Below are 21561 nucleotides of genomic sequence, written 5' to 3'. Positions count from 1 at the left end.
CTTACACCGTTTGTGTCACTTTATTGAGATTCTCTGGCTGATCTGGATTTAATCCGCGTGCTGTAGCAAGCTTTGCTGCCATAGTGTAAAAGCTTTGAATCAACAAAATCGGATCCAATAATGGGTGCAAGCTTTTGGTTGTCTTAAGATTATGCGTGGTGTCAACATGCTGAGACCCTGGCATCGCAAACATCACATTAGCACCCATTTGATGCATTTTTTGCGCCAACTCGATTGTGCCCTTAGCTGATGCATCATTTTGTGCAAAAACCAACGTTGGGAATGCTTTTTTAATCAAAGCAAATGGGCCATGCAATACTTCAGCTGAACTAAACGGCTCAGAATGTATACATGCTGTTTCTTTAAGCTTCAAGGCTGCTTCTTGCGCGATTGCATAACCATAGCCACGACCAATAACATAGGCATCTTGTTCATCTTTTAATGCATCAATTACCACTTGCCAATCAAGATTTGCCGCTAAGGACAAATACTCAGGTAGCGCATTAAGTGCTTCTTGCAATATCTTATCTTCCGTATAAATAGCAATAAACTGTGCCAACGCGGTCAACGCACAAATATAACTTTTGGTTGCAGCAACCGCCCTTTCTTCTCCTGCCAAGAGTGGTACGACAAATCTTGCGGCATCTGCCAATGGTGAACCTTCGACATTAACTAAGGCAACAGTGGTTGCTTGATCTTTCACGCTTAGGAATGATTGCACTAAATCAGGGCTTTTACCTGACTGTGAAATACCTAAAAAAAGACTATTTGCCACCGCCGTTTGACTTTGATAAATCGTATAAATAGATGGCGCAATCGATGCCGTAACCAATCCTATTTTACTTTCTAATAAATACTTGGCATAGGTTGCTGCGTGATCTGAGCTGCCGCGCGCAACGGTTGCTGCAAATGCCGGCTGATGCGCCTTAAGATAGGTACAAATTTCTTGCCAAATCTTTGCATTATACTGTAATTGTTCGGCAACTTTAGTAGGCGCCGACAACGCCTCTTGATACATAATCGTTTCAGACATAAATGATTCCACACGTAATGCGTGAAACCATTGTAGCAATTTAAATAAGGACAGCAATCACTTATCTTAAGTTATCTTCTAAAATGGTTTTTTAAGCATCTTTTCAACTTCACCAATATGCGTCTCTTCTTCAACGATAAGACCACGCGCATATTCTTCCAAAATGATGGAGTTTGCTTCTTCTGCTAATGCTAAAAGCTCACGATATAGCTTTAATGCACCATGCTCGTGCTCTAAACTTTCCGTTAAAATCTCATCAATATTATGCTTATGTGTTTCAGTTAAAGGTGCAATTTTAAGCGATGGGTGCTCACCAAAATGGGTAATCATCTCACCGGCTTGTGTTGCATGCGTTAGACTCTCTTGCGCTTGCGCACGCATCCAGCTGACAATTGGGATTCTACCATGACCAATGATCATTAATGAATAATGCGTATAACGAACAACACCTGCCATCTCATGCTCAAGGATTGCATTTAAGGCATGAAAAATTTTATCCTTTTTTGCAGCAACTAATTCCATTGTATTTCTCCTGTATATTGAATTGGTATTCTTGCGCTTTCAAAGTCTGCCACAAGCGAACTGCTAAAAACAAGTTAAAATAACTTAAAAATAATTGCCGTAGCAAGTTTACATGTACCTTTGTATCCGTTTATCATTTATGCCGTCATTATATACACTTAAGAGGATACCTAGATTGGACGTTCCGCTGGAACTTATTACAAGCTTTTTAACCATCACTGCGCTTGAGACTATCTTAGCGATTGATAATTTATTGTTTATTTATCTTGTGACTGCCAAACTTCCCACTCACCAACAACGCAAGGCGCAAATAACTGCCATTTCATTAGCGGCAGTAATGCGTATCGTATCATTACTATTCATTAGTTTAATCATGCAGTGGACAATACCACTTTTCTCCATTTTTGGTAATGGCATTAGCATTAAAGACATGATCCTAATCATCGGTGGATTATTTTTATTGTGTAAAGCACTACATGAAATCTATCTGTTATACCGTCCTAAAACCATCTCAACACAAGTTGCCAAAAACATGCTAAGCGCAATTACACAGATTATTTTAATCGATGCCGTTTTTTCAATTGATAGCGTGATCACTGCGATTGGCTTAAGTAACAACATTTTTGTGATTGCAGCATCTATTCTTGCCTCATGTGCAATTATGTTATTAGCTTCACGATTTTTAATGAGATTAACACATTCACTACAACTTAAATTAATTGCTTTAGCTTCACTTATTTTTATAGGCTTGATATTAATGGCCGCAGGCATAGACATCGTCATCGACAAATCATATCTTTTGGTAGCACTTGGCTTTTCTATTGTTATTTTCATTTTTCACACATCACTTAAAAAGGAACTTTAAGCCAAAAGCTTATAAATTTACCTTATATATCTGCAAATCATGTGTTAATGTCTCATGCTTAATCAGAAATCAACGGCTTGCATTAAGCATTTAAACACTATAGTATTAGCTACCGTAGGTGACAGGAAAAACAAGCAGTAGCGCACTCCCCCTAGCGTGATTCACACGGATGTTTTCTGACTTGCTGCACCTACACTCAGCAAACACTTCAGCAGTAAAAACAGCCAATGACATTGACTTAAAAGCTATTTATAATACGTTTACATCACAAGTTTAGCTAAGTATGAATCAATCAAAATGGCGTATAACTTAACCTACAAACAAATTCAAATATTTTTACAAGTGGTTGAAACAGAAAACTTAACTGAGGCAGCCAACTTACTTCACTTAACGCAACCTGCCGTCACCAAACAAATCAAAAGTTTGGAAATGGACGTGGGCAAGAAGCTCTTTTACTTTAATGGACGCAAATCACTCTTAACCGCTGAGGGGGAAAACTTTCTGCCCTATGCGCGTGAAATTCAAGCTTCATTTAAAAAATTGCTATATCATTTATCGCATGAAAATAAAGACTACAAATTGAACCTTGTTGTCTCACCTATTTATGATGAGTGGATTATTCAGATATTAAAGCAAGTGAAAAAATCACACCCTAAACTAAATTATAATATTAACTTTACAACACTTGATTACACCGCGTTATATGAGCGTTACGATGGCGATTTAATTATTGCCTCTCGTGATATTATGGATAAAAAATATTATAACGAGAAGGTCTGCAATTTAGAAAACTCTCTCGTTTGCTCAAGTGATAATCATGAATTATTAAATAATTTAAACATTGATAATATCTTCAAACAAACCTTTATCACCCTTAAACTGCAATCACTACTTTATGAACAAACCATCAAATCCGTGCCGAAAAACACAGACATCTCAATCTTTTCAAATGCGCAAGTTGCCAAAAAGGCCATTGTTGCTAATTTAGGTATCGGCTGGTTGCCTGACTTTATTTTGCAAAAGGAAATTAAAGATGGCCGCTTGATTCGTATTGTTGATGCATTAAAAGCCAAGGGTGCCTCTGCCAATGATCTACAAAAAGTCACCATGAAAGGGTTTACTGCCTACTTAGCCTATCACTTAGATAAACCGATCAATAAGGTAATGCGTGAGTTTATTCAAGCGCTGTTTGAGTTATCAACTTCAGCCAATTTAAATGTGAGTAAGACAAATATTTAACATTCTTCTTAAGGGTTCAGCCGCCCCCCACAATAGCTGATCGCCCACAGTAAAAAGCTGAATATGTCGATCTGAAAGATTCGTCTTTTTCAAGCGTCCAACCGCAATATCCAAGGTATTACTCACTGCCATCGGTGTTAAATGCTGAGCGGTTTGTTTGGGATCATTGTCAACAAAACGCACCCATTCATTCGCACTTTTTATTTTTTGCTCTATTTCCTTCAAATCAATCGATTGTTTAAGTTCAATCGTCAGCGCCTGACTATGTGCTCTTAACACAGGGACACGTACACAAATACCATCAATTGGCAAGGTAGATGATCGTTGTAGAATCTTGTTCATTTCTGCTTGAGCTTTCCACTCTTCTTTACTTTGCCCATTTGCTAATGGTGCATCAATAAAGGGCAGAATATTATATGTCATCGGTGCTGCAAACTCCGCACATGGAAAATTGCTCGCAGTCACTTTGCTATGAATATCACGCTCAAGCTTCAAACTATCTGCCATATCAACATCATTGGCCAAAGACATTTGCTTAACAAGCTCAATCATTGCCTTAGCACCGGCGCCAGAAACCGCCTGATAGCTCATGACAGAAACCCAATTAATGAGGTCCTCTTGAAGTAAACCTTGAATCGCTAACATCATCAAACTCACGGTGCAGTTGCCACCGACAAAGTTTTTAACTCCACTTGCTAAAGCGCGATCAATAACATCACGATTGATAGGATCCAACACAATCACACTATCCTCATCCATGCGCAGATGAGAAGCTGCATCAATCCAATAACCTTGCCAACCATTACCTCTCAATTTAGGTAGCATCTCAGCAGTATAATCACTGCCTTGGCAGGTGACAATAATCTGCATTTGCATCAAGTTATCTATATCATATGCGTCTTGTAATAATTGAGCACCAACACCAAGGATATCGACTTGTTGCCCTTTTTGTGATGTGCTAAAGAAGATAGGATTTAATGACGCAAAGTCATTATTTTGATGCATGCGTTCAAGCAACACTGACCCAACCATACCGCGCCAACCAATAAAGCCAACGTTCTTCATTTGTTTTTTAATCATATTTCCCTCATCAACTTTATCTAGATAACTGGACTGACGAACTTTTGCTATTTCAACACCCCGCCTCGCAAGCTCAGCACCCCTCTTGCATAGATCCCTATAAACCTATGTTGCAAAAGGGGTGGTAGCCGTAGGCTGACGGGGTGTTTATAAAATTATAGTTTTTCTAAAGTACGTAACTTAAGTTAAGCATTACCCTTTTTTATACCAATTAAACTGCCAAAATGCACCGTCTTGTTTGAGGTTATTATCAAACTTGTCATAAGCCCACGCTAAGAATATTAAAGCAGGTGGAAAGACAGTGGTTTGTTCTATTTTTTCTTTCTTTGTTTCATCTTCTGTGCTTGGTGATAAGTCCAAGCGACAGGTGAAACCTTCTTTTGTTGTATGTACATAATTATCGATAATAAAAGCACAGGCATATTGCTGATCATAATCACAGTTATAGGATTTGTAGCTCTCTGCCAATGGCTCATCATAGATCACCAGTAATACTTGTGAATGCGGATTAAGCTGTAAATAAGTCAATGCTTCAATAACAGCCATAAAAAACGTATCTTTGCCACCAGCAATTGAGTTGATATTGGTTTTAATCCCCTGAGATAATGACAAAAGACCAGATGCGGTATTATGCACCGATTGCGAAAAATCCATAGGGGATAACAGCTCTTTTTGAGCAATCTGCCTAAGTAGCGATTGCACACGATTAACCTCACCATGTTGTGAGGCAAACACCGTATAATCAATCGCAAGATTTTCTTCTGATTGTGCAAAACAAGCTAAAGCTACCTCGAGTGCTTGCTTAACACCTAAGCTTGAGCGACGCTTTAAGCTAGCAGGTACATGCGTAATGGCAATATCGCCTGAGGTTGGCAGGTCTTGTTTACACGTATGCCATTTCTGCCATTTATCTACCGTATTAAGTCTCGGTGCCATACCACTGAAATGGCGAAGATTAAAAGTGAAGCTTGTCATAAACTCTTAAGACATATTCTCTATTTTTCGATAATCCACACGATGTAGCACTAAATCTTTAACACAACTTTCATCTGCCAAAGTCGAGGTATCACCGATTTGTTGCTCTTCAAAATGGGCGATCTTTCTTAAAATGCGGCGCATAATCTTACCTGATCTTGTTTTAGGCAGCATTGGCGCCCATTGGATCACCTTAATATTGGCAATTGGCCCATAGGTTTTCCTAACCCATTGAATAATCTCTTTTTTAAGTGAATCATCTGGATTAATACCCTTCTCTAAGGTGATATATGCATAAATCACCTCACCTTTGATGCGATCAGGAATACCGACAACCGCAGTCTCAGCAACCGCTGGATGTGAGTCAATAACACTTTCAATCTCAGCCGTACCAATTCTATGTCCGGCAATACTAATCACATCATCTAAACGTCCAGAAATCCAATAATGATTATCTTGATCGCGATAAGCACCATCACCTGGGAAATAATACCCCGGATAAACATTAAAATAGCTTTGCATATAGCGCTCATGATCTCCCCATAAGCTACGCATCATCCCAGGCCAAGGCTTTTTGATTACCAATGCACCATAATCATGTGCTTCTAATGCACCTTTGACTTCTTTAGCTGAGGTTTTATCTAAAATAGCCACATCAACACCCCAAAATGGCGTCATTGCTGAGCCTGGTTTCTGCTTGTGACTAAAATCAGGACTTATCATAATACCACCGGTTTCAGTTTGCCACCATGTATCGACAATAGCGCATTTTCCTTTGCCGACTTGTTCATGATACCAGTGCCAAGCTTCGCGATTAATCGGCTCACCAACACTGCCTAAAATACGCAATGAATCACGCGTGGTTTGAGCTAAAACGGCATCATCACCTTCGGCTTGTAGCGCACGAATTGCCGTTGGTGCTGTGTAAAAAATACTGACTTTATACTTATCAACCACATCAAAGCAACGTGATTTTTGCGGATAACTTGGTACGCCTTCAAATAACACACTCGTAGTCGCATTAACAAGTGGGCCATACACCACATAGGAATGCCCTGTAATCCAACCGACATCTGCGGTACACCAATAAACATCATCACTCTGAATATTAAAAATATGTTTATGTGTTGTCGCTGCATAGACCAAGTAACCACCGGTAGTATGCACCACACCTTTAGGTTTACCTGTTGAGCCTGAGGTGTATAGGATAAACAATGGATCTTCAGCCTTCATCACTTCAACAGGGCAGATGGCAGGCACTATATCAACAAGCACTTTGTAATCAACATCAAGCGCATCATTCCAGTTGATTGGATTATTGGCATATTTAACGACTAATACTTTTTTAACACTTGGACACTGCTTTAATGCTTCATCGACATTGGCTTTAAGTGCCACGGCTTTACCACCTCTAAAACCACCATCAGCAGTAATGATAAATTTTGATTGAGCATCATTAACTCTATCAGCAATAGCTACTGGTGAGAAACCACCAAAGATAACGGAATGTATCGCGCCAATGCGCGCGCATGCCAACATGGCAATAGGTGCCTCAACAATCATCGGCAAATAGATACAGACCACATCACCTTTTTTAACACCAATCGACTTTAAGACATTGGCAAAACGGTTCACCTCTTCATAAAGCGTTTGATAGCTTATAGATTTACTATGTTCAGGGTTGTCACCTTCCCAATAAAAAGCGATTTTATCGGCATGCTTGTGCAGATGGCGATCAACACAGTTATAACAGGCGTGTAACTCACCTTCTTCAAACCATTTGATATTTCCTTCTTTGAAACTACCACTATTAACGGTTTGCCACGGGCTTATCCAATCGATAATCTGACTTTTCTTCGCCCAGAAATTTTGCGTTTGTTCAATACTTTGCGCGTATTCTGTCAACCAACCTTTTGACATGACCTGTGATTCCTTAGCCTTCCAATTTAACTCCTTAAAAAGAGTATCAAAAAAGCCATCGATTTCCTAACATTTATGCATAGAATGTCTCTTGTCATAGTATGAGCTAAGACTAAATATTCACCCACAAGCGCCCACCGTCCCCCCCCTGAGCGTAAGTCGAAGGGAAGCTTGGGGAAAATCACACTTCATAGAGGCTTCGACTTACGCTCAGCCAACGCTTGCACAATCAAAGGGGCAAAAATATAGTCATAGCCTAATTATGCTTAACCTATCATTGGTTAATAACACAGTTCTCATTAGCATATCTTATATGCTTATAACAACGCTTGATGCTCATTTTATCGCCTAAATACATCTTTTAACTTATGCTTTCCCTGTCGAAAACAAAACAGTTTAACCATCTATGGAGAAAAGTATGAAAAATAAAAAAATCTTATCGAAAGTCATTATTGCTAGCATTATAAGTACCGGATTAAGTGGTGTTGCTCATAGTGCACATTTTACTTACCCTGAAAATATTGCAAGTTATCAAACAGGGGATACCGTAACAAATAATGGTAAAACCTATGAATGTATTGGTGGATCTTGGTGTACACAATCACATAATGAACCAGGTGTTGCCGGATTTGAACATTGGTGGCAATCTGCTTGGCAAGAAACCGGCACACCAAATCCTGATCCAGAGCCAACACCAGATCCTGAACCAACGCCTGACCCACAACCTGAACCAACACCAGTGCCTGAGCAGTGTACGGGAGACATTCCAACCAGTCCACAAGCATACAAGGGTGCTGACGATGGGTATTGGGGCGGATATAGCAAAGGTGACTTTGTCCTACACAATGATCAAATATGGCAAGTTGGTAACACTTGGTGGACAAATGATGTCCCTGGCACCTCAAGTGCTTGGCAAGTATGCGCAGGTCACATTGTTGCTGATCTTAAAGTTACGATAAGTGGAGATACCCACGGCATTGCCGATGATCATCAAATTGCTTTAATGATCGGTGATAAGTTGCATATGATCCCACTTTCAGGCACAACCATTGGCTTAAGCAAAGGCGAACATAGCTTTAGTGTTAATGATATCATTGACTTTGAAGATGGACATATCTACGTTGCGCAATTAAGTACATCAAGCCTTGATGCCAAAGACAAAGAGCACTACGCACTTGATATTCACTTTGATGTTCAAGAAATACCTTACAGCACAGTTAATATCGATGTTGATTTTAATGGTGCAGTACCAATAGCATATCCAAAGGCATCAATAGCAGGCACTAGTGGCAATCAATACCAATCAGATGCACAGTACTTACAAGTAGGCAGTAATGCATTTAAAGTACCAAGCATTGGTAGCTATCAAATCAAAGGTGAAAGCTTCACTATGGATGGTCTAAAATACAGTGCAATGCCTATTAGCATTATTGATGGTGTTATCCAAGGAGATGCCAAATTACAATATCAAGCAAAAGCAGATGAACCATTAATGGTTGGTTATCTAACCAACTGGAATAAAGAGGTCAAAATTAGTGAGGCAGTTGAGCGTGGTTATAACACAATTGTATTAGCCTTTGCCGTGGTTGATGGCGCCAATGTTGACATGCATTCACCATGGAATCTTTATACTACTAACTGGGAAAATGGTGGCAACTGGCAAGATAATATGCAAAAAGATATTAAGCTTGCCAAGCAAAGCGGCAAATTAAAGCATGTGATCTTATCGGTTGGTGGTGAGCATAATACCTTTAAACCAAATGGTGCCGATCCAGCAATTGTTGCACAAAACATCGTTAACTATGCCAAATCCCTAGGTGCTGATGGTATTGATTTTGACCTTGAAAATTTAGGCGGTATTGATGAAAAGAAAATGGAGGCTGATATCTACGCAACGATCCAAGCCATTAAACAAATTGATGCTGATTTTGTCATTACTGCAGCACCACAGTTTAACCTAATTGACAATGGTGAGGTACATCTTGTGAACACCGGAACACAGCGTATTTATGAAAAATCTGTCGCGGCAGGACTGTTTGACTATATCTTTATTCAAGAGTATAACACAGGGCATTACTGCATTGATCAATTTGGCATTGGCTCGATCTGCAGTGGCGCCAGCGAAACAAATATTAACCAAATGCACCCTCAATTTGTGGTTAATAGCTTTGTGCGCTTAAAGCAAATCATTCCAGAGAATACTAAAATTGTCCCAGGCCAACCTTCGGATAAAACCGCAGCAGGTCTTGCTACTGTTTACAATGGTGTTTACAAAGACCGTGCTTATAGTGAGTTATGCAAAGCATACCAAACGCCAAGTGTCTTTAATGACCCACAATTTGGTGGCGCGATGAGCTGGAGTATTAACCAAGACGCTGCTAATGGTTACAAATTCGTTAACGCAATCTTTGCTGATAATTGTGATGGCGTGCAAAATTAAACTCTGAAAAACAAACTGTGATCATGGATGATTTCTAACACAATAAGTGCTAATGTTGAAGCGGTAATTACATCAACAGGAAGGAAACACAACATGGAAGGTAAAGGGCTCTTTCAACACTATCTACAAATAACCAAAATCATCGCGCTTGCTATCTGCGCTATACCAGCGCTAAGTCAAGCACAAGAAAGTCACTCAACACTGAAACTTTGCGCTGAACCTTGGCCACCTTATGACTACAAACATAACAATACTGTACTTGGCTCTGATGTGACGTTGAACAAACAAGTACTAAAGCAACTTAATGTAACAACACAAGTCTATATTATGCCATGGAAGCAATGTTGGCAGCTTATCAAATATGGCAAAATGGATGGCGCGTTGATGGTTTCTAAAAAGAAAGTTCGTGAACCTTATGTCTATTATCCAGACACACCGACAGCACATGTCAACTACACTTGGATTACCAATCAAAACCATCAAAAACAATATTTTGATCTATGTCCAAATCTCAGCACGCTTAATCTGACGATTGGGCTTGTCAAAGATAATAGCTACTCAAGTCAATTATTAAGCTGTCTTGCCAAATCATATAATGCTAAGCACATCCAAACATATAACACACTTGAGCAAGCATTAAGAATGTTAATTATGAACAAAGTTCAACTGATCCCTGCCATTTCAGAGGTAGTAGAACATTTAGATGAAGATATTAAACTTGAAGGGATTGTTATTCATCCGACACCGATTTTTAGTAAAACGTATTACACGGTATTTTCTAAAAAATCTAAGTTCAGTAATGACAAATATCAAAACATAGAGACATTGACTAAAGACTTCGCTAAGACGTTATCTTTAGTCAACAAAAAACATAACAACTAATAACTATTTAACACGCGGATCTAATTCACCTGTTTGGTACATTTGATACATTTTCTCTAAAGAGATTGGCTTGATTTTATCTGCCATACCCGCTGCACCAAAAGCTTCATAACGCGCCTGACAGATATCACGCATCGCATCCTTGGCAACAACGTTATACTTGCGTGGATCAAATTCCGCACGATGTGTTGCCATAAATTTGCGAATCGCACCAGTAGCAGCCATACGTAGATCGGTATCAATATTCACTTTTCTGACACCGTATTTGATTGCTTCAACGATTTCAGCAACAGGCACACCGTAGGTCTCACCCATATCACCGCCATATTCATTGATGATTTTAAGCCAATCTTGCGGCACTGAAGATGAGCCATGCATTACCAAATGGGTATCTGGAATACGTGCATGAATTTCTTTAACACGTGAGATCGCTAGGACATCACCTGTCGGTGGTTTGGTAAATTTATACGCACCATGACTTGTGCCAATCGCAATGGCTAAAGCGTCCACTTTTGTTTCCTTGACAAATTGTGCTGCTTCTTCCGGATCAGTCAACATTTGATCATGTGATAAGGTACCAACAGCACCCACACCGTCTTCTTCACCGGCTTGCCCTGTTTCAAGTGAACCTAAACAACCAAGCTCACCTTCAACGGATACGCCACAAGCATGCGCCATTTCAGCAGTACGCTTAGTAACCTCAACGTTATAATCATAATCTGCAGGTGTTTTGCCATCTGTTTTTAATGAACCATCCATCATTACTGATGAAAAGCCTAATTGAATAGAACGTTGGCAAACATCTGGTGATGTCCCGTGATCTTGATGCATACATACTGGAATATCTGGATATTCTTCAATCGCAGCTAACACAAGGTGACGAATAAAAGGTGCTCCTGCATATTTTCTAGCACCTGCTGAAGCTTGCAAGATAACCGGTGCTTTAACTTTGCTTGCAGCTTCCATTACCGCACGGATTTGCTCTAAATTATTCACATTAAATGCAGGAATACCATAACAATGTTCTGCTGCATGATCCAATAATTGACGTAATGATACTAATGCCATTTTCTTATCCTTATTTTTTATTTAAACCACATTACCGGCTTGAATAACCTTAATCTTATTGGTACCACCATTAACACCCATGTGATCGCCACTGGTTAATACCATCCATTCACCCGGCTTAACAATACCACGCTTCTCAAGCTCAAGCGATGCCTCACGGTTAACGTAAAAGCGTGCCATGCGCGTTGAGTCAAACTCAATCGGTACAACACCACGATAAAGTGTCATTTTACCCAAAGTCATACGATTACGTGATAATGCATAAATTGGCAAATGAGTGTTAATACGTGACATCCATAACGCTGTAGAGCCTGATTCAGTTAATGAAATAATTGCTTTAGCATCAACATGATTTGCTAAATAAACAGCAGCACTCGCTACGGCTTCATCGACACGATCATGATGACGCGTCACATTATCTTTAGAAACGATATGCACCAAGTTACTATTCTCAGCTGCCTCACACACACGTGACATTGCAGAGACCGTTTCAACAGGATAGTCGCCTGCTGCAGATTCAGCTGACAACATAACCACATCAGTACCATCTAATACCGCATTGGCAACATCCGACACTTCAGCACGTGTTGGCGTTGAGCTTGTAATCATTGACTCCATCATTTGCGTTGCGGTGATGACTACTTTATCAAGCTCACGCGTCAAGCGAATAATCATCTTCTGAGCTGCTGGGACATTCTCATCTCCTATCTCAACCGCTAAATCGCCACGAGCAACCATAATTGCATCGGACGCTTTAATAATCTCTTTTATATTTGCTACAGCTTCAGTGCGCTCAACCTTAGCAACAACGCCTGCTTCTGAGCCTGATTCTAGCAATAACTTGCGTGCATATTCCATATCTTTGGCATCGCGCGGGAAAGAAACAGCCACATAATCTACTTCAAGTGCTGCAGCTGTTTTAATATCTTCTTTATCTTTTTCTGTTAGGGCAGGCGCTGTTAAGCCGCCACCCTTTTTGTTAATGCCTTTATTATCAGAAAGCTTGCCACCCACAGTGACTTTACAATGCACTTTAGCACCTTCAACTTTGGCAACTGTTAGTACAACTTTGCCATCATCTAGCAGTAAAACATCACCTTTTTCAACATCATTTGGTAACTCTTTGTAATCAATACCAACTGACTTTTCATTGCCGGCTGCCTTATCCATTTCAGCATCAAGGATAAATGTATCTCCATTTTTCAAGATCACTTTACCATCTTTGAATTTAGCTACTCGGATTTTAGGACCTTGTAAGTCAGCTAACACACCGATATAAACGCCCTTTTCTTTGGCAACTTCACGAATCAGTTGCACACGTTTACGGTGATCATCTGCCGTACCATGCGAGAAATTGCAACGCACCGCATTCAATCCGGCATCAACCATTTTACTTAGCACTTCTTTGGACTCGCTTGCAGGTCCTATGGTTGCTAAGATTTTCGTTCTTCTCATGCTTTCACCTCTTGCGCACGTTCACATAACACTTCAACACCAGGCAATGTTTTGCCTTCAATAAACTCTAAAAAGGCACCCCCTGCCGTTGAAATATACGATACTTTATCTTTGATATTAAACTTCTCAATCGCAGCAATGGTATCGCCACCGCCAGCAACTGAAAAAGCATCTGAATCAGCAATCGCCTTGGCAATCGCTTTGGTCCCTAGCTCAAACTCTGGAAACTCAAACACACCTACTGGACCATTCCATAAAATAGTTTTGGCTTTAGCAATTGTTGTTGCAAGTTTTACCTCTGTCAAAGGACCAATATCTAAAATCATATCATCCGGCTCAATTGATTCGATGGTTTTAATCTCAGCTTTTGCCTCTTCGCTAAAGCTTTTTGCAACACGCACATCAAGAGGTAGTGGAATATCAGCACCCTTTGCGCGCGCTTTGTCGATCAAGGCACGTGCAGTATCAACAAGATCTGCTTCTATCAATGATTTGCCGACATTAAAGCCTGCCGCAACTAAGAACGTATTAGCAATACCACCACCAACAATTAATTGGTCGACTTGATCGATTAAGTTCTCAAGCACGGTTAATTTGGTTGATACTTTTGAACCACCAACAATCGCTGCTAATGGCTTTTGTGGGTTTTTCAACACTGCTTTAAGTGCGTTTAACTCTTCAGTTAGTAGAAGTCCCGCACAAGCAACCGGTGCATATTTAGCAACGCCATAAGTCGACGCTTGCGCTCTGTGCGCTGTTGCAAAGGCATCCATTACAAAGACATCACATAAACTCGCAAGCCTCTGTGATAATGCATCATCTGATTTTTTCTCGCCTTTGTTAAAGCGCACATTTTCACAGATCACCACATCACCGGCATTGACGTTCACACCAGAAAGATAGTCTTTGATAAGGTTTACCGACTGACCTAGCTTTTGTGTTAAGCATTCTACCACGGGTTTAAGTGAATACGCTTCATTGTACTGACCTTCCTCAGGACGCCCTAAATGTGACATCAATATCACACTGGCACCTTGCTCTAATGCATATTTAATGGTTGGTAATGCAGCATCAATGCGTACGAAACTGGTGACTTTGCCATCTTTGACTGGCACATTGAAATCAACGCGCATCAGGACTTTTTTGCCCTTTAATGGCACATCCGTTATTGATAAAAAGTTCATTATTAATCCTTAAAAACAAAAAAGGCGTCTTCACGCCTTAAATACTTTTTTACTTCTTTTACTTAGCTGCAAACCACGCTTTTGTCGTTCTTAGCATCTGATTTGAGAAGCCCCACTCATTGTCATACCAAGAAAGCACTTTCACAAGATTGCCAATCACACGCGTTTGTGTGGCATCAAAGATCGATGGATGCGGATTATGGTTAAAGTCCATAGAGACTAATGGCTCAACATTATAGCCCAACACACCTTTTAAATTGCCTGCTTCAGAAGCGGCTTTCAATAAACCATTAACTTCTTCTACAGAGGTATGCTTTTTAGCAGTGAATGTCAAATCAACTACTGATACGTTAATCGTTGGCACACGCATTGCAAAACCATCTAAACGCCCTTTAAGATCAGGTAACACCAAGCCTACTGCGGCAGCGGCTCCCGTTTTGGTTGGGATCATATTGTGCGCGGCAGCACGTGCGCGATGCAAATCACTGTGATAGCTATCAACGATTTTTTGATCATTGGTATACGCATGAATCGTTGTCATCAAACCTTCTTGAATACCAATGCTATCGTTTAATACTTTAGCCACAGGTGCCAAACAGTTTGTTGTGCATGATGCATTAGAAATAACTGTCATATCAGAAGTTAACACATCATGATTAACACCATAAACAATCGTTGCATCAACATCCTTGCCACCAGGAGCTGAGATAACAACCTTTTTAGCACCCGCTTGAATATGCGCGCCACACTTCTCTTTTGAAGTGAATAAACCAGTACATTCAAAGACCACATCAATATCCAAATCTTTCCATGGCAAATCAGCTGGGTTACGTTCAGCTAAGATTTTAATGCGATCGTTATTAATCACCATTTCGTTGTTTTGTAAAGAAACATCTGCGTTGAAGCGACCATGTGTTGTGTCATATTTTGTCAAATGAACATTAACTTCAGGGCTTCCTAAATCATTAATGGCAACGATTTTAAACTCGTTTGTTAAACCTGCTTCATAAATCGCACGTAATACACAACGACCGATGCGACCATAACCATTAATTGCAATTTTAATTGCCATCTTTCATTTCTCCTTTTTTAAACTAGTCATACCATATATGACTTATAAACTTTCAACCGTTGTTTTAGCTCGCAGCGCTTTGGCTTTAGCAACAGCGTTTTGTGCTGTCAGACCAAATGCATCATATAATTTTTCAGCCGGTGCTGATTCGCCAAAGTGATTTAAGCCAATTACATTCCCGCCTGCTTTCGGTAGTAGACGATACCACAAATCACCTTGTGCCGCCTCCATTACTACTGCAGGAATATTTTGTTTTATCACCGATTGTTGATATAAATCATCTTGTTGCATGAATTTCTCAACACAAGGCATAGAAACAACATTAACTGCTATACCTTCTTTGGTTAATGTCTCCGCTGCATCACACATGATACTCACTTCAGAGCCTGTAGCAATCAATGTAATCTCAGCATTTTGTGTTTCTCTTAATAAATAGCCACCCTTTTTAACCAGCTGCGCTTGCGTATTGCTTGCCACTAAAGTTGGTAGATTCTGACGAGAAAGTGCCAATAGTGATGGGGTGCTTTGCTCTTCAACCGCACACTGCCACGCAACCGCCGTTTCAATAACATCTGCTGGACGCCATACGTTTAAATTAGGCATCACACGCAGACTTGGTACATGTTCAATTGGCTGATGTGTTGGACCATCTTCGCCCAAACCAATTGAGTCATGTGTCATCACATAAACCACTGGCTGCTTCATAATCGCACTCATACGAATGGCGTTTCGCGCGTAATCACTAAACACCAAGAAAGTACCACCATATGGCCTAAAGCCACCATAAAGCGACATGCCATTCATCATCGCTGCCATGCCAAACTCACGCACACCATAAGATAGGTAGTTGGCATGCTTTTCATCGTTGTTAAGCCACTTACTGCCTGACCAGTTTGTTAAGTTGGAACCTGTTAAATCTGCTGAACCACCAAACATATCCGGCAATACTTTACAGATTTCCTCTAATGCCATCTGTGATGCTTTGCGCGTCGCTACCGTTGGTTTGTCATTAAGTAGCTTATTGATATAGTCATCGACAAGACCTGTAAAGTCTTGTGGTAAGCTTTTGCTTAAGCGTGCATTTAACTCATTAAACTCATTAGGGTATGCTTTCTGATATTCAGCAAACTGTTCATTCCAGCTCTGCTCTGATGTTGAACCTTTCTCAACACCTGACCAATCTACATAAATATCACTTGGAATCTCAAAAGGTGCATGATGCCAATCAAGCGCTTTACGAGTATTGATAATCTCATCATCACCCAAAGGTGCACCGTGCACACTATGGCTACCTGCTTTATTTGGTGAACCTTGCCCGATCTTAGTTTTACAACAAATCAATGTTGGCTTTGCGCTTTCCGCTTGTGCCTTAGCAATGGCAGCATTAATAGCATCAAAATCATGGCCATCGACATGCGTAATAACCTGCCAACCATAGGCTTCATAACGCTTAGCAACATCTTCGGTAAACCAGCCCTTTACATCGCCATCAATCGAAATACTATTATCATCCCAAAAAGCAATTAATTTGCCTAGTTTCAAAGTGCCCGCTAAAGAGCTTACTTCATGTGACACACCTTCCATTAAACAGCCATCACCCATAAACACATAAGTAAAGTGATTGATAATCTCATGTTCAGATTGATTATAGCTATCGGCTAATAGCTTTTCTGCTAGCGCCATACCAACGGCATTTGCAATACCTTGCCCCAAAGGACCGGTTGTTGTCTCAATACCTGGCGCGTAACCATATTCAGGATGCCCTGGGGTTTTTGAATGTAGTTGTCTGAAATTCTTTAAGTCATCAATTGATAAATCATAACCTGTCAAATGCAATAACGAATATAACAACATTGAACCATGACCATTTGATAACACAAAACGATCACGATTAAGCCAATGTGGGTTTTTAGGATTATGTTTTAGATATTTACGCCACAGTACTGTCGCGATATCTGCCATGCCCATTGGCATACCTGGGTGTCCTGATTTTGCTTTCTGTACAGCGTCCATTGAGAGAAAACGAATAGCATTTGCAAGAGTTATGTTTGAATTCATCTGCCTTCCAAAAGTTAATAATGTTTGCGGGCAAAAGTGTAACATAACTATTTGCTAAATGCAGTGACCTTCCGCCATTAAATATGCTTCGCTAGCGCTGTTAATCTCACATTATGTACACGCAGATAATCAACACCTTTTTTCATCAAATCACGCGAAATCATTGCTGTAGCCAGATCTTTTTCGGCACTGTCTTTAGTTGCAACATATGGCATAACAGATGATTTACGTGAATGCCCGACGAGTATTTTAATGCCAAGCGCTTCTTTTATCTCAGTAACGGCATCAAGTAAGTATTGTGCTTGATAGGCTGTTTTACCAAAACCAATGCCGATATCAAAAATAAGTCTTTCTTTGCGCATACCCGCATCTAAAAGTATTTGTATTTTTTCTTTCGCAAAAGCAATAACCTCAGATACTGGATCACGATCACTTGCCAAATATTTACCTCCGGCAACACCTAATTGATGCATAAAAACATAGTCAATCATTTTACCTTTAATCAAAGCAGTAATACGCTTTACCTCAATACCATAAATATCATTAATGATGTTAACACAACTATAATTCAACGCCTTTGCTACGACCTCAGCATGATAAGTATCAATACTGACCTTAAGATCTACAGGTAACACATTCGCATTCACCAGTGATTCGACAATCTCTAGATAAGGCTTTAATCTTTGCCAATACTGCTCTGCGGTGATTGGACTTGCATCTGGCTTAGTGCTCTCAGCGCCTAAATCAATCACTTCGGCACCTTTATTAACAAGCTCAATAATATACTGCTCAAACTGCTCAAGTGGTACTATCTCTTCACCTTGTTGCGAGAAAGAGTCATTCGATAAATTGACAATCGCCATAATTTGACTACCTGCTAAGGTAAAGGGTGCTAACTCAAGCATTGGCATTGTTTTTAGATATTGATATAGATCACCTGTATACTGAGGATGCTGCCAATAGGGATAAACATCTAACAAAGGTTTTAATGCAAAGTTACGTTTCAATAATTCCTTATGCGGAATCGTTAAATGCTCCCTTTGATAGCTTAAATCTTCACAACACAAAATATCGATATCAATTTCACGTGGCGACCAAAAAGCATGCTCAGGATCACGCCCTAGTGTTGTTTCAATCCTTTTTATTTCACTTAACAATGCCTCAGGCGCTAAATCCGTCTGCACCAAAACAGCTAAATTATAGTAATCAATATCCCAACTTGGTGGCGCATTAGCTGGCAAAAGCGCTTTGGTTTGATAGATCGGTGAGACTCTTTGCACCTGACCAATACGCTTTGCAATCAAATCGACTGCTTGACGCAAGTTTGATAACTTACGACCAACATTACTGCCTAGCCCCAAGACTACCTCACACATACATGCTCCACACAAAAGCTTGCTAACGCCACATTATCTAGCGGCGGCTTTTTATGCAGTTCAAGGTAAATATCTACTTTATATGCTTCGAGCATCTCTTTTAGCACATCAAGGAGCGATTGTGCTAAATGCTCGATTAATTGGTAACGCTGTTGTCGTGCGGTTTTTAACAATAATTCATTGATACTTGCATAGCAAATCGTCTCGTTAAGATCATCACTGATACATCCTCTTGGTGCTTTGTGATAACTAATGTTCAAATCTAATTTAACCTGCTGTAATTGTTCTTGTTCAAAATCATAGACACCAAGATAGACATCCAAGATGACCTCAGTGAGTTTCAGCTTATACATATATACCACCCCAAAAACATTAAAAATTTCTTTGACACCTAACACCTCAAAATAATTTACAAGCGGTATATGCCAATTCAGTAATGACATTCGCTTCCAAAAGTTGGTATTATCGACGACATCGTTAAAAATCGATAGTTTTAAATAGCGTTCACTGTGAAAAAATTTATTTTACTTATTTTAGCTTTAATGAGCACCATTATGTTTGCGCATGCTTCCGTGCGCAGTGAAATTCAATCACTTGTTAAGATGTATCGCTTATCTGATGCCTCTATTGGCATTGCCGTTGAGCGTGTTAACTCAGGGAAACTACTCTATCAATATGCCAAAGACCGACCCTTCACACCTGCAAGTAACAACAAAGTTTTCACGGCAATTGCCGCCTTCACAGCACTGCCCAGAAATTTCCAATTCACCACTTCTGTTTTTTATAAAAAAGCGCAATATAAAAACGGCACCTTAAACGGAAATCTCTACATTGAGTTTACCGGTGATCCAAGTCTAACTGGTGCAACATTGTATAATTTAATTTCACAAACCAAACAACATGGTATCAAGCGTATTAATGGCGATGTTGTATTAATCGCCAATCATTTCACTGGTGATTACACACCTAACGGCTGGTCAAAAAACGACACACCTTACTGCTTTGCAGCCCCAGCTTCCAGCTTAAATATGAATAAAAATTGTTTTGTGATTAAGCTTGTCAACACAAGTGGCACAAATACCAAAGTCAAAAAAATTGCCAATACCAGTAATATTACGATTAACAATACAACTCGATTAGCCACAGCGCAGGATCGTGGCAAATGCAAGTTTGATATGGATATGACTCGAAACAATGTTCTTAATCTTTCAGGCTGCATTCCGGCAAAAGCTGAAACTTACCTTAATCTTGCGATTGCTAACCCTGCCTTAAAAACAAAGCAAACGATAGATGATTTCATCTCACAAGTTGGCATCAAACACCGTGGCAATACTTTATTTGGTAACTTACCCAGTAAGTCAAGCTTAATTGAAGTTGCGAGTATCTCATCCGACTCTATCGATGCTTTGCTCACGCATATGCTATTGAAGTCTGACAACCTATATGCTGAGAGCTTTATGCGCACTGTAGGTTATACACAAGCGGGTCAAGGCAGTAATGACGCTGGCACCAAAGCCGTTGAATCCCTTATCCGCAAAACGTATAAAGTGGATACTGGAGAGCTGCACATGGAAGATGGTTCTGGCCTTTCTAAGCTTGATTCGGTAACCCCTCAGTTTATGGTAAGCTTATTAACCAACGTTTATAACAGCAGCATTGGCAAACGCTTATATAGTGCATTACCTAGCTCTGGTGAAGATGGCACATTGGCTTATCGTATGGGTGGTAAATTGCAAGGTCGCGTTCATGCCAAAACGGGCACATTAGCCGGTGTCTCAACGCTTTCTGGCTACCTGTTAACAAAGCGCAACCACCTATTGAGTTTTTCGATTATGCTAAATGATCTAACACGTTCACAGCGCATTAAAGCACGCATGCTTGAAGATGGTATTATTAAAGTGTTTTATGAGAATCTTTAAAACTGAAATTTCCCAAAAAACTAACAGTATGGATTTGCTAAGCTTACCATCCATGGTTATGGATTGCCTGCATCCTGCAGCAATGACGTCATTGTCGACAGGGAAGTCGACAATCCAGTTTACCAGGATGGCGACCTTTAAAACTTGACTATATAAGGGCTTAATAAAAAATAGGCAGTTTTCAGTTTAAAAAATATTTAAAAATGCGGTAATCATTCCGGCATTAAAAAAGTCAATCAATACCGAACCCACAATTGGCACCACAAAAAATGCCTGTGGTGCTGGACGATTTTTAGCAACAAAAGCATCCATATTGGCAATCGCATTTGGTGTTGCTCCCATACCCAACCCTACCGTACCGCAAGTCATGACAACCGCGTCATAGCTCTTACCTAATAATTTATAAATCACAAAAATGGCAAATAGCACCATTAATACCACTTGTGCAAATAAGATCACTAGCATTGGAATCG

18 protein-coding genes are annotated in these 21561 nt (G+C 40.0%); 5 read left to right on the top strand and 13 right to left on the bottom strand.

Going from position 1 to position 21561, the window contains the following annotated elements:
- Nucleotide 1 precedes the first annotated feature (1 nt).
- Nucleotides 2–1033, bottom strand: a complete 1032-nt coding sequence (locus tag ACY10D_RS07080; RefSeq protein ID WP_487000052.1) for an SIS domain-containing protein — start codon at nt 1031–1033, stop codon at nt 2–4.
- 78 nt (nt 1034–1111) lie between these two features.
- Entirely contained in the window at nt 1112–1555 is a 444-nt protein-coding gene (locus ACY10D_RS07075) for a ferritin-like domain-containing protein (RefSeq protein ID WP_464217499.1), read from the bottom strand.
- A 175-nt stretch (nt 1556–1730) separates the two neighbouring features.
- Between ACY10D_RS07075 and ACY10D_RS07070 the strand changes: the two genes are divergently transcribed.
- Nucleotides 1731–2420 (top strand): TerC family protein, encoded by a 690-nt coding sequence (locus tag ACY10D_RS07070; RefSeq protein WP_487000051.1) that lies wholly within the window; start codon nt 1731–1733, stop codon nt 2418–2420.
- Nucleotides 2421–2717: 297 nt separating this feature from the next.
- Entirely contained in the window at nt 2718–3659 is a 942-nt protein-coding gene (locus tag ACY10D_RS07065) for a LysR family transcriptional regulator (RefSeq protein WP_192483288.1), read from the top strand.
- On the opposite strand, the gene asd is transcribed toward ACY10D_RS07065, so the two are convergent.
- The 3 genes from asd to acs all read right to left on the bottom strand — a co-directional run bounded on the left by asd (nt 3633) and on the right by acs (nt 7634).
- The gene (gene asd, locus ACY10D_RS07060) at nt 3633–4724 is read right to left on the bottom strand and encodes an aspartate-semialdehyde dehydrogenase (protein WP_487000060.1); all 1092 of its coding nucleotides are present in this window, start codon (nt 4722–4724) and stop codon (nt 3633–3635) included. The two genes, ACY10D_RS07065 and asd, sit on opposite strands and share 27 nt — an antisense overlap.
- A 207-nt stretch (nt 4725–4931) precedes the next feature.
- The gene (locus ACY10D_RS07055; RefSeq protein ID WP_487000050.1) at nt 4932–5714 is read right to left on the bottom strand and encodes a beta-ketoacyl synthase chain length factor; all 783 of its coding nucleotides are present in this window, start codon (nt 5712–5714) and stop codon (nt 4932–4934) included.
- Nucleotides 5715–5720: 6 nt separating this feature from the next.
- Nucleotides 5721–7634 carry an acetate--CoA ligase gene (gene acs / locus ACY10D_RS07050; protein WP_487000049.1) on the bottom strand — a complete coding sequence of 638 codons (1914 nt, stop codon included), beginning with the start codon at nt 7632–7634 and terminating at the stop codon, nt 5721–5723.
- A 418-nt stretch (nt 7635–8052) separates the two neighbouring features.
- Here acs and ACY10D_RS07045 point away from each other — a divergent pair, with 418 nt between their 5' ends.
- Both ACY10D_RS07045 and ACY10D_RS07040 read left to right on the top strand, forming a co-directional pair.
- Nucleotides 8053–10074 carry a glycosyl hydrolase family 18 protein gene (locus ACY10D_RS07045; RefSeq protein WP_487000048.1) on the top strand — a complete coding sequence of 674 codons (2022 nt, stop codon included), beginning with the start codon at nt 8053–8055 and terminating at the stop codon, nt 10072–10074.
- Nucleotides 10075–10167: 93 nt separating this feature from the next.
- Nucleotides 10168–10956: a transporter substrate-binding domain-containing protein gene (locus ACY10D_RS07040; RefSeq protein WP_487000047.1), complete on the top strand. Its 789-nt coding sequence runs from the start codon at nt 10168–10170 to the stop codon at nt 10954–10956.
- A gap of 3 nt (nt 10957–10959) precedes the next feature.
- On the opposite strand, the gene fba is transcribed toward ACY10D_RS07040, so the two are convergent.
- The 7 genes from fba to ACY10D_RS07005 all read right to left on the bottom strand — a co-directional run bounded on the left by fba (nt 10960) and on the right by ACY10D_RS07005 (nt 19612).
- Nucleotides 10960–12024, bottom strand: a complete 1065-nt coding sequence (gene fba / locus ACY10D_RS07035; RefSeq protein ID WP_487000046.1) for a class II fructose-bisphosphate aldolase — start codon at nt 12022–12024, stop codon at nt 10960–10962.
- A gap of 21 nt (nt 12025–12045) precedes the next feature.
- Nucleotides 12046–13479: a pyruvate kinase gene (gene pyk, locus ACY10D_RS07030; RefSeq protein WP_487000045.1), complete on the bottom strand. Its 1434-nt coding sequence runs from the start codon at nt 13477–13479 to the stop codon at nt 12046–12048.
- Complete coding sequence (locus tag ACY10D_RS07025) at nt 13476–14663, bottom strand: phosphoglycerate kinase (RefSeq protein WP_487000044.1); 1188 nt, start codon at nt 14661–14663, stop codon at nt 13476–13478. The genes pyk and ACY10D_RS07025 overlap by 4 nt, the downstream gene beginning before the upstream one ends.
- A gap of 58 nt (nt 14664–14721) precedes the next feature.
- A complete protein-coding gene (gene gap, locus ACY10D_RS07020) occupies nt 14722–15735 on the bottom strand; it encodes a type I glyceraldehyde-3-phosphate dehydrogenase (RefSeq protein ID WP_487000043.1) in 1014 nt (337 codons plus the stop codon).
- Between the two features lie 42 nt (nt 15736–15777).
- The gene (gene tkt / locus ACY10D_RS07015; protein ID WP_487000042.1) at nt 15778–17793 is read right to left on the bottom strand and encodes a transketolase; all 2016 of its coding nucleotides are present in this window, start codon (nt 17791–17793) and stop codon (nt 15778–15780) included.
- Nucleotides 17794–17870: 77 nt separating this feature from the next.
- On the bottom strand, nt 17871–19169 hold the full coding sequence (gene folP, locus ACY10D_RS07010) for a dihydropteroate synthase (protein WP_487000041.1): 1299 nt from the start codon (nt 19167–19169) through the stop codon (nt 17871–17873).
- The gene (locus ACY10D_RS07005) at nt 19157–19612 is read right to left on the bottom strand and encodes a dihydroneopterin aldolase (protein ID WP_487000040.1); all 456 of its coding nucleotides are present in this window, start codon (nt 19610–19612) and stop codon (nt 19157–19159) included. Before ACY10D_RS07005 ends, folP begins: the two co-directional genes overlap by 13 nt.
- A gap of 99 nt (nt 19613–19711) precedes the next feature.
- Here ACY10D_RS07005 and dacB point away from each other — a divergent pair, with 99 nt between their 5' ends.
- Complete coding sequence (gene dacB / locus ACY10D_RS07000; RefSeq protein ID WP_487000059.1) at nt 19712–21088, top strand: D-alanyl-D-alanine carboxypeptidase/D-alanyl-D-alanine endopeptidase; 1377 nt, start codon at nt 19712–19714, stop codon at nt 21086–21088.
- A 186-nt stretch (nt 21089–21274) separates the two neighbouring features.
- Here dacB and ACY10D_RS06995 read toward each other — a convergent pair.
- On the bottom strand, nt 21275–21561 hold a 287-nt coding region (locus ACY10D_RS06995; protein WP_487000039.1), incomplete at its 5' end, for a sodium/glutamate symporter.

Source organism: Cysteiniphilum sp., from assembly GCF_057495195.1.
This window is presented reverse-complemented; position numbering and strand designations above follow the sequence as displayed.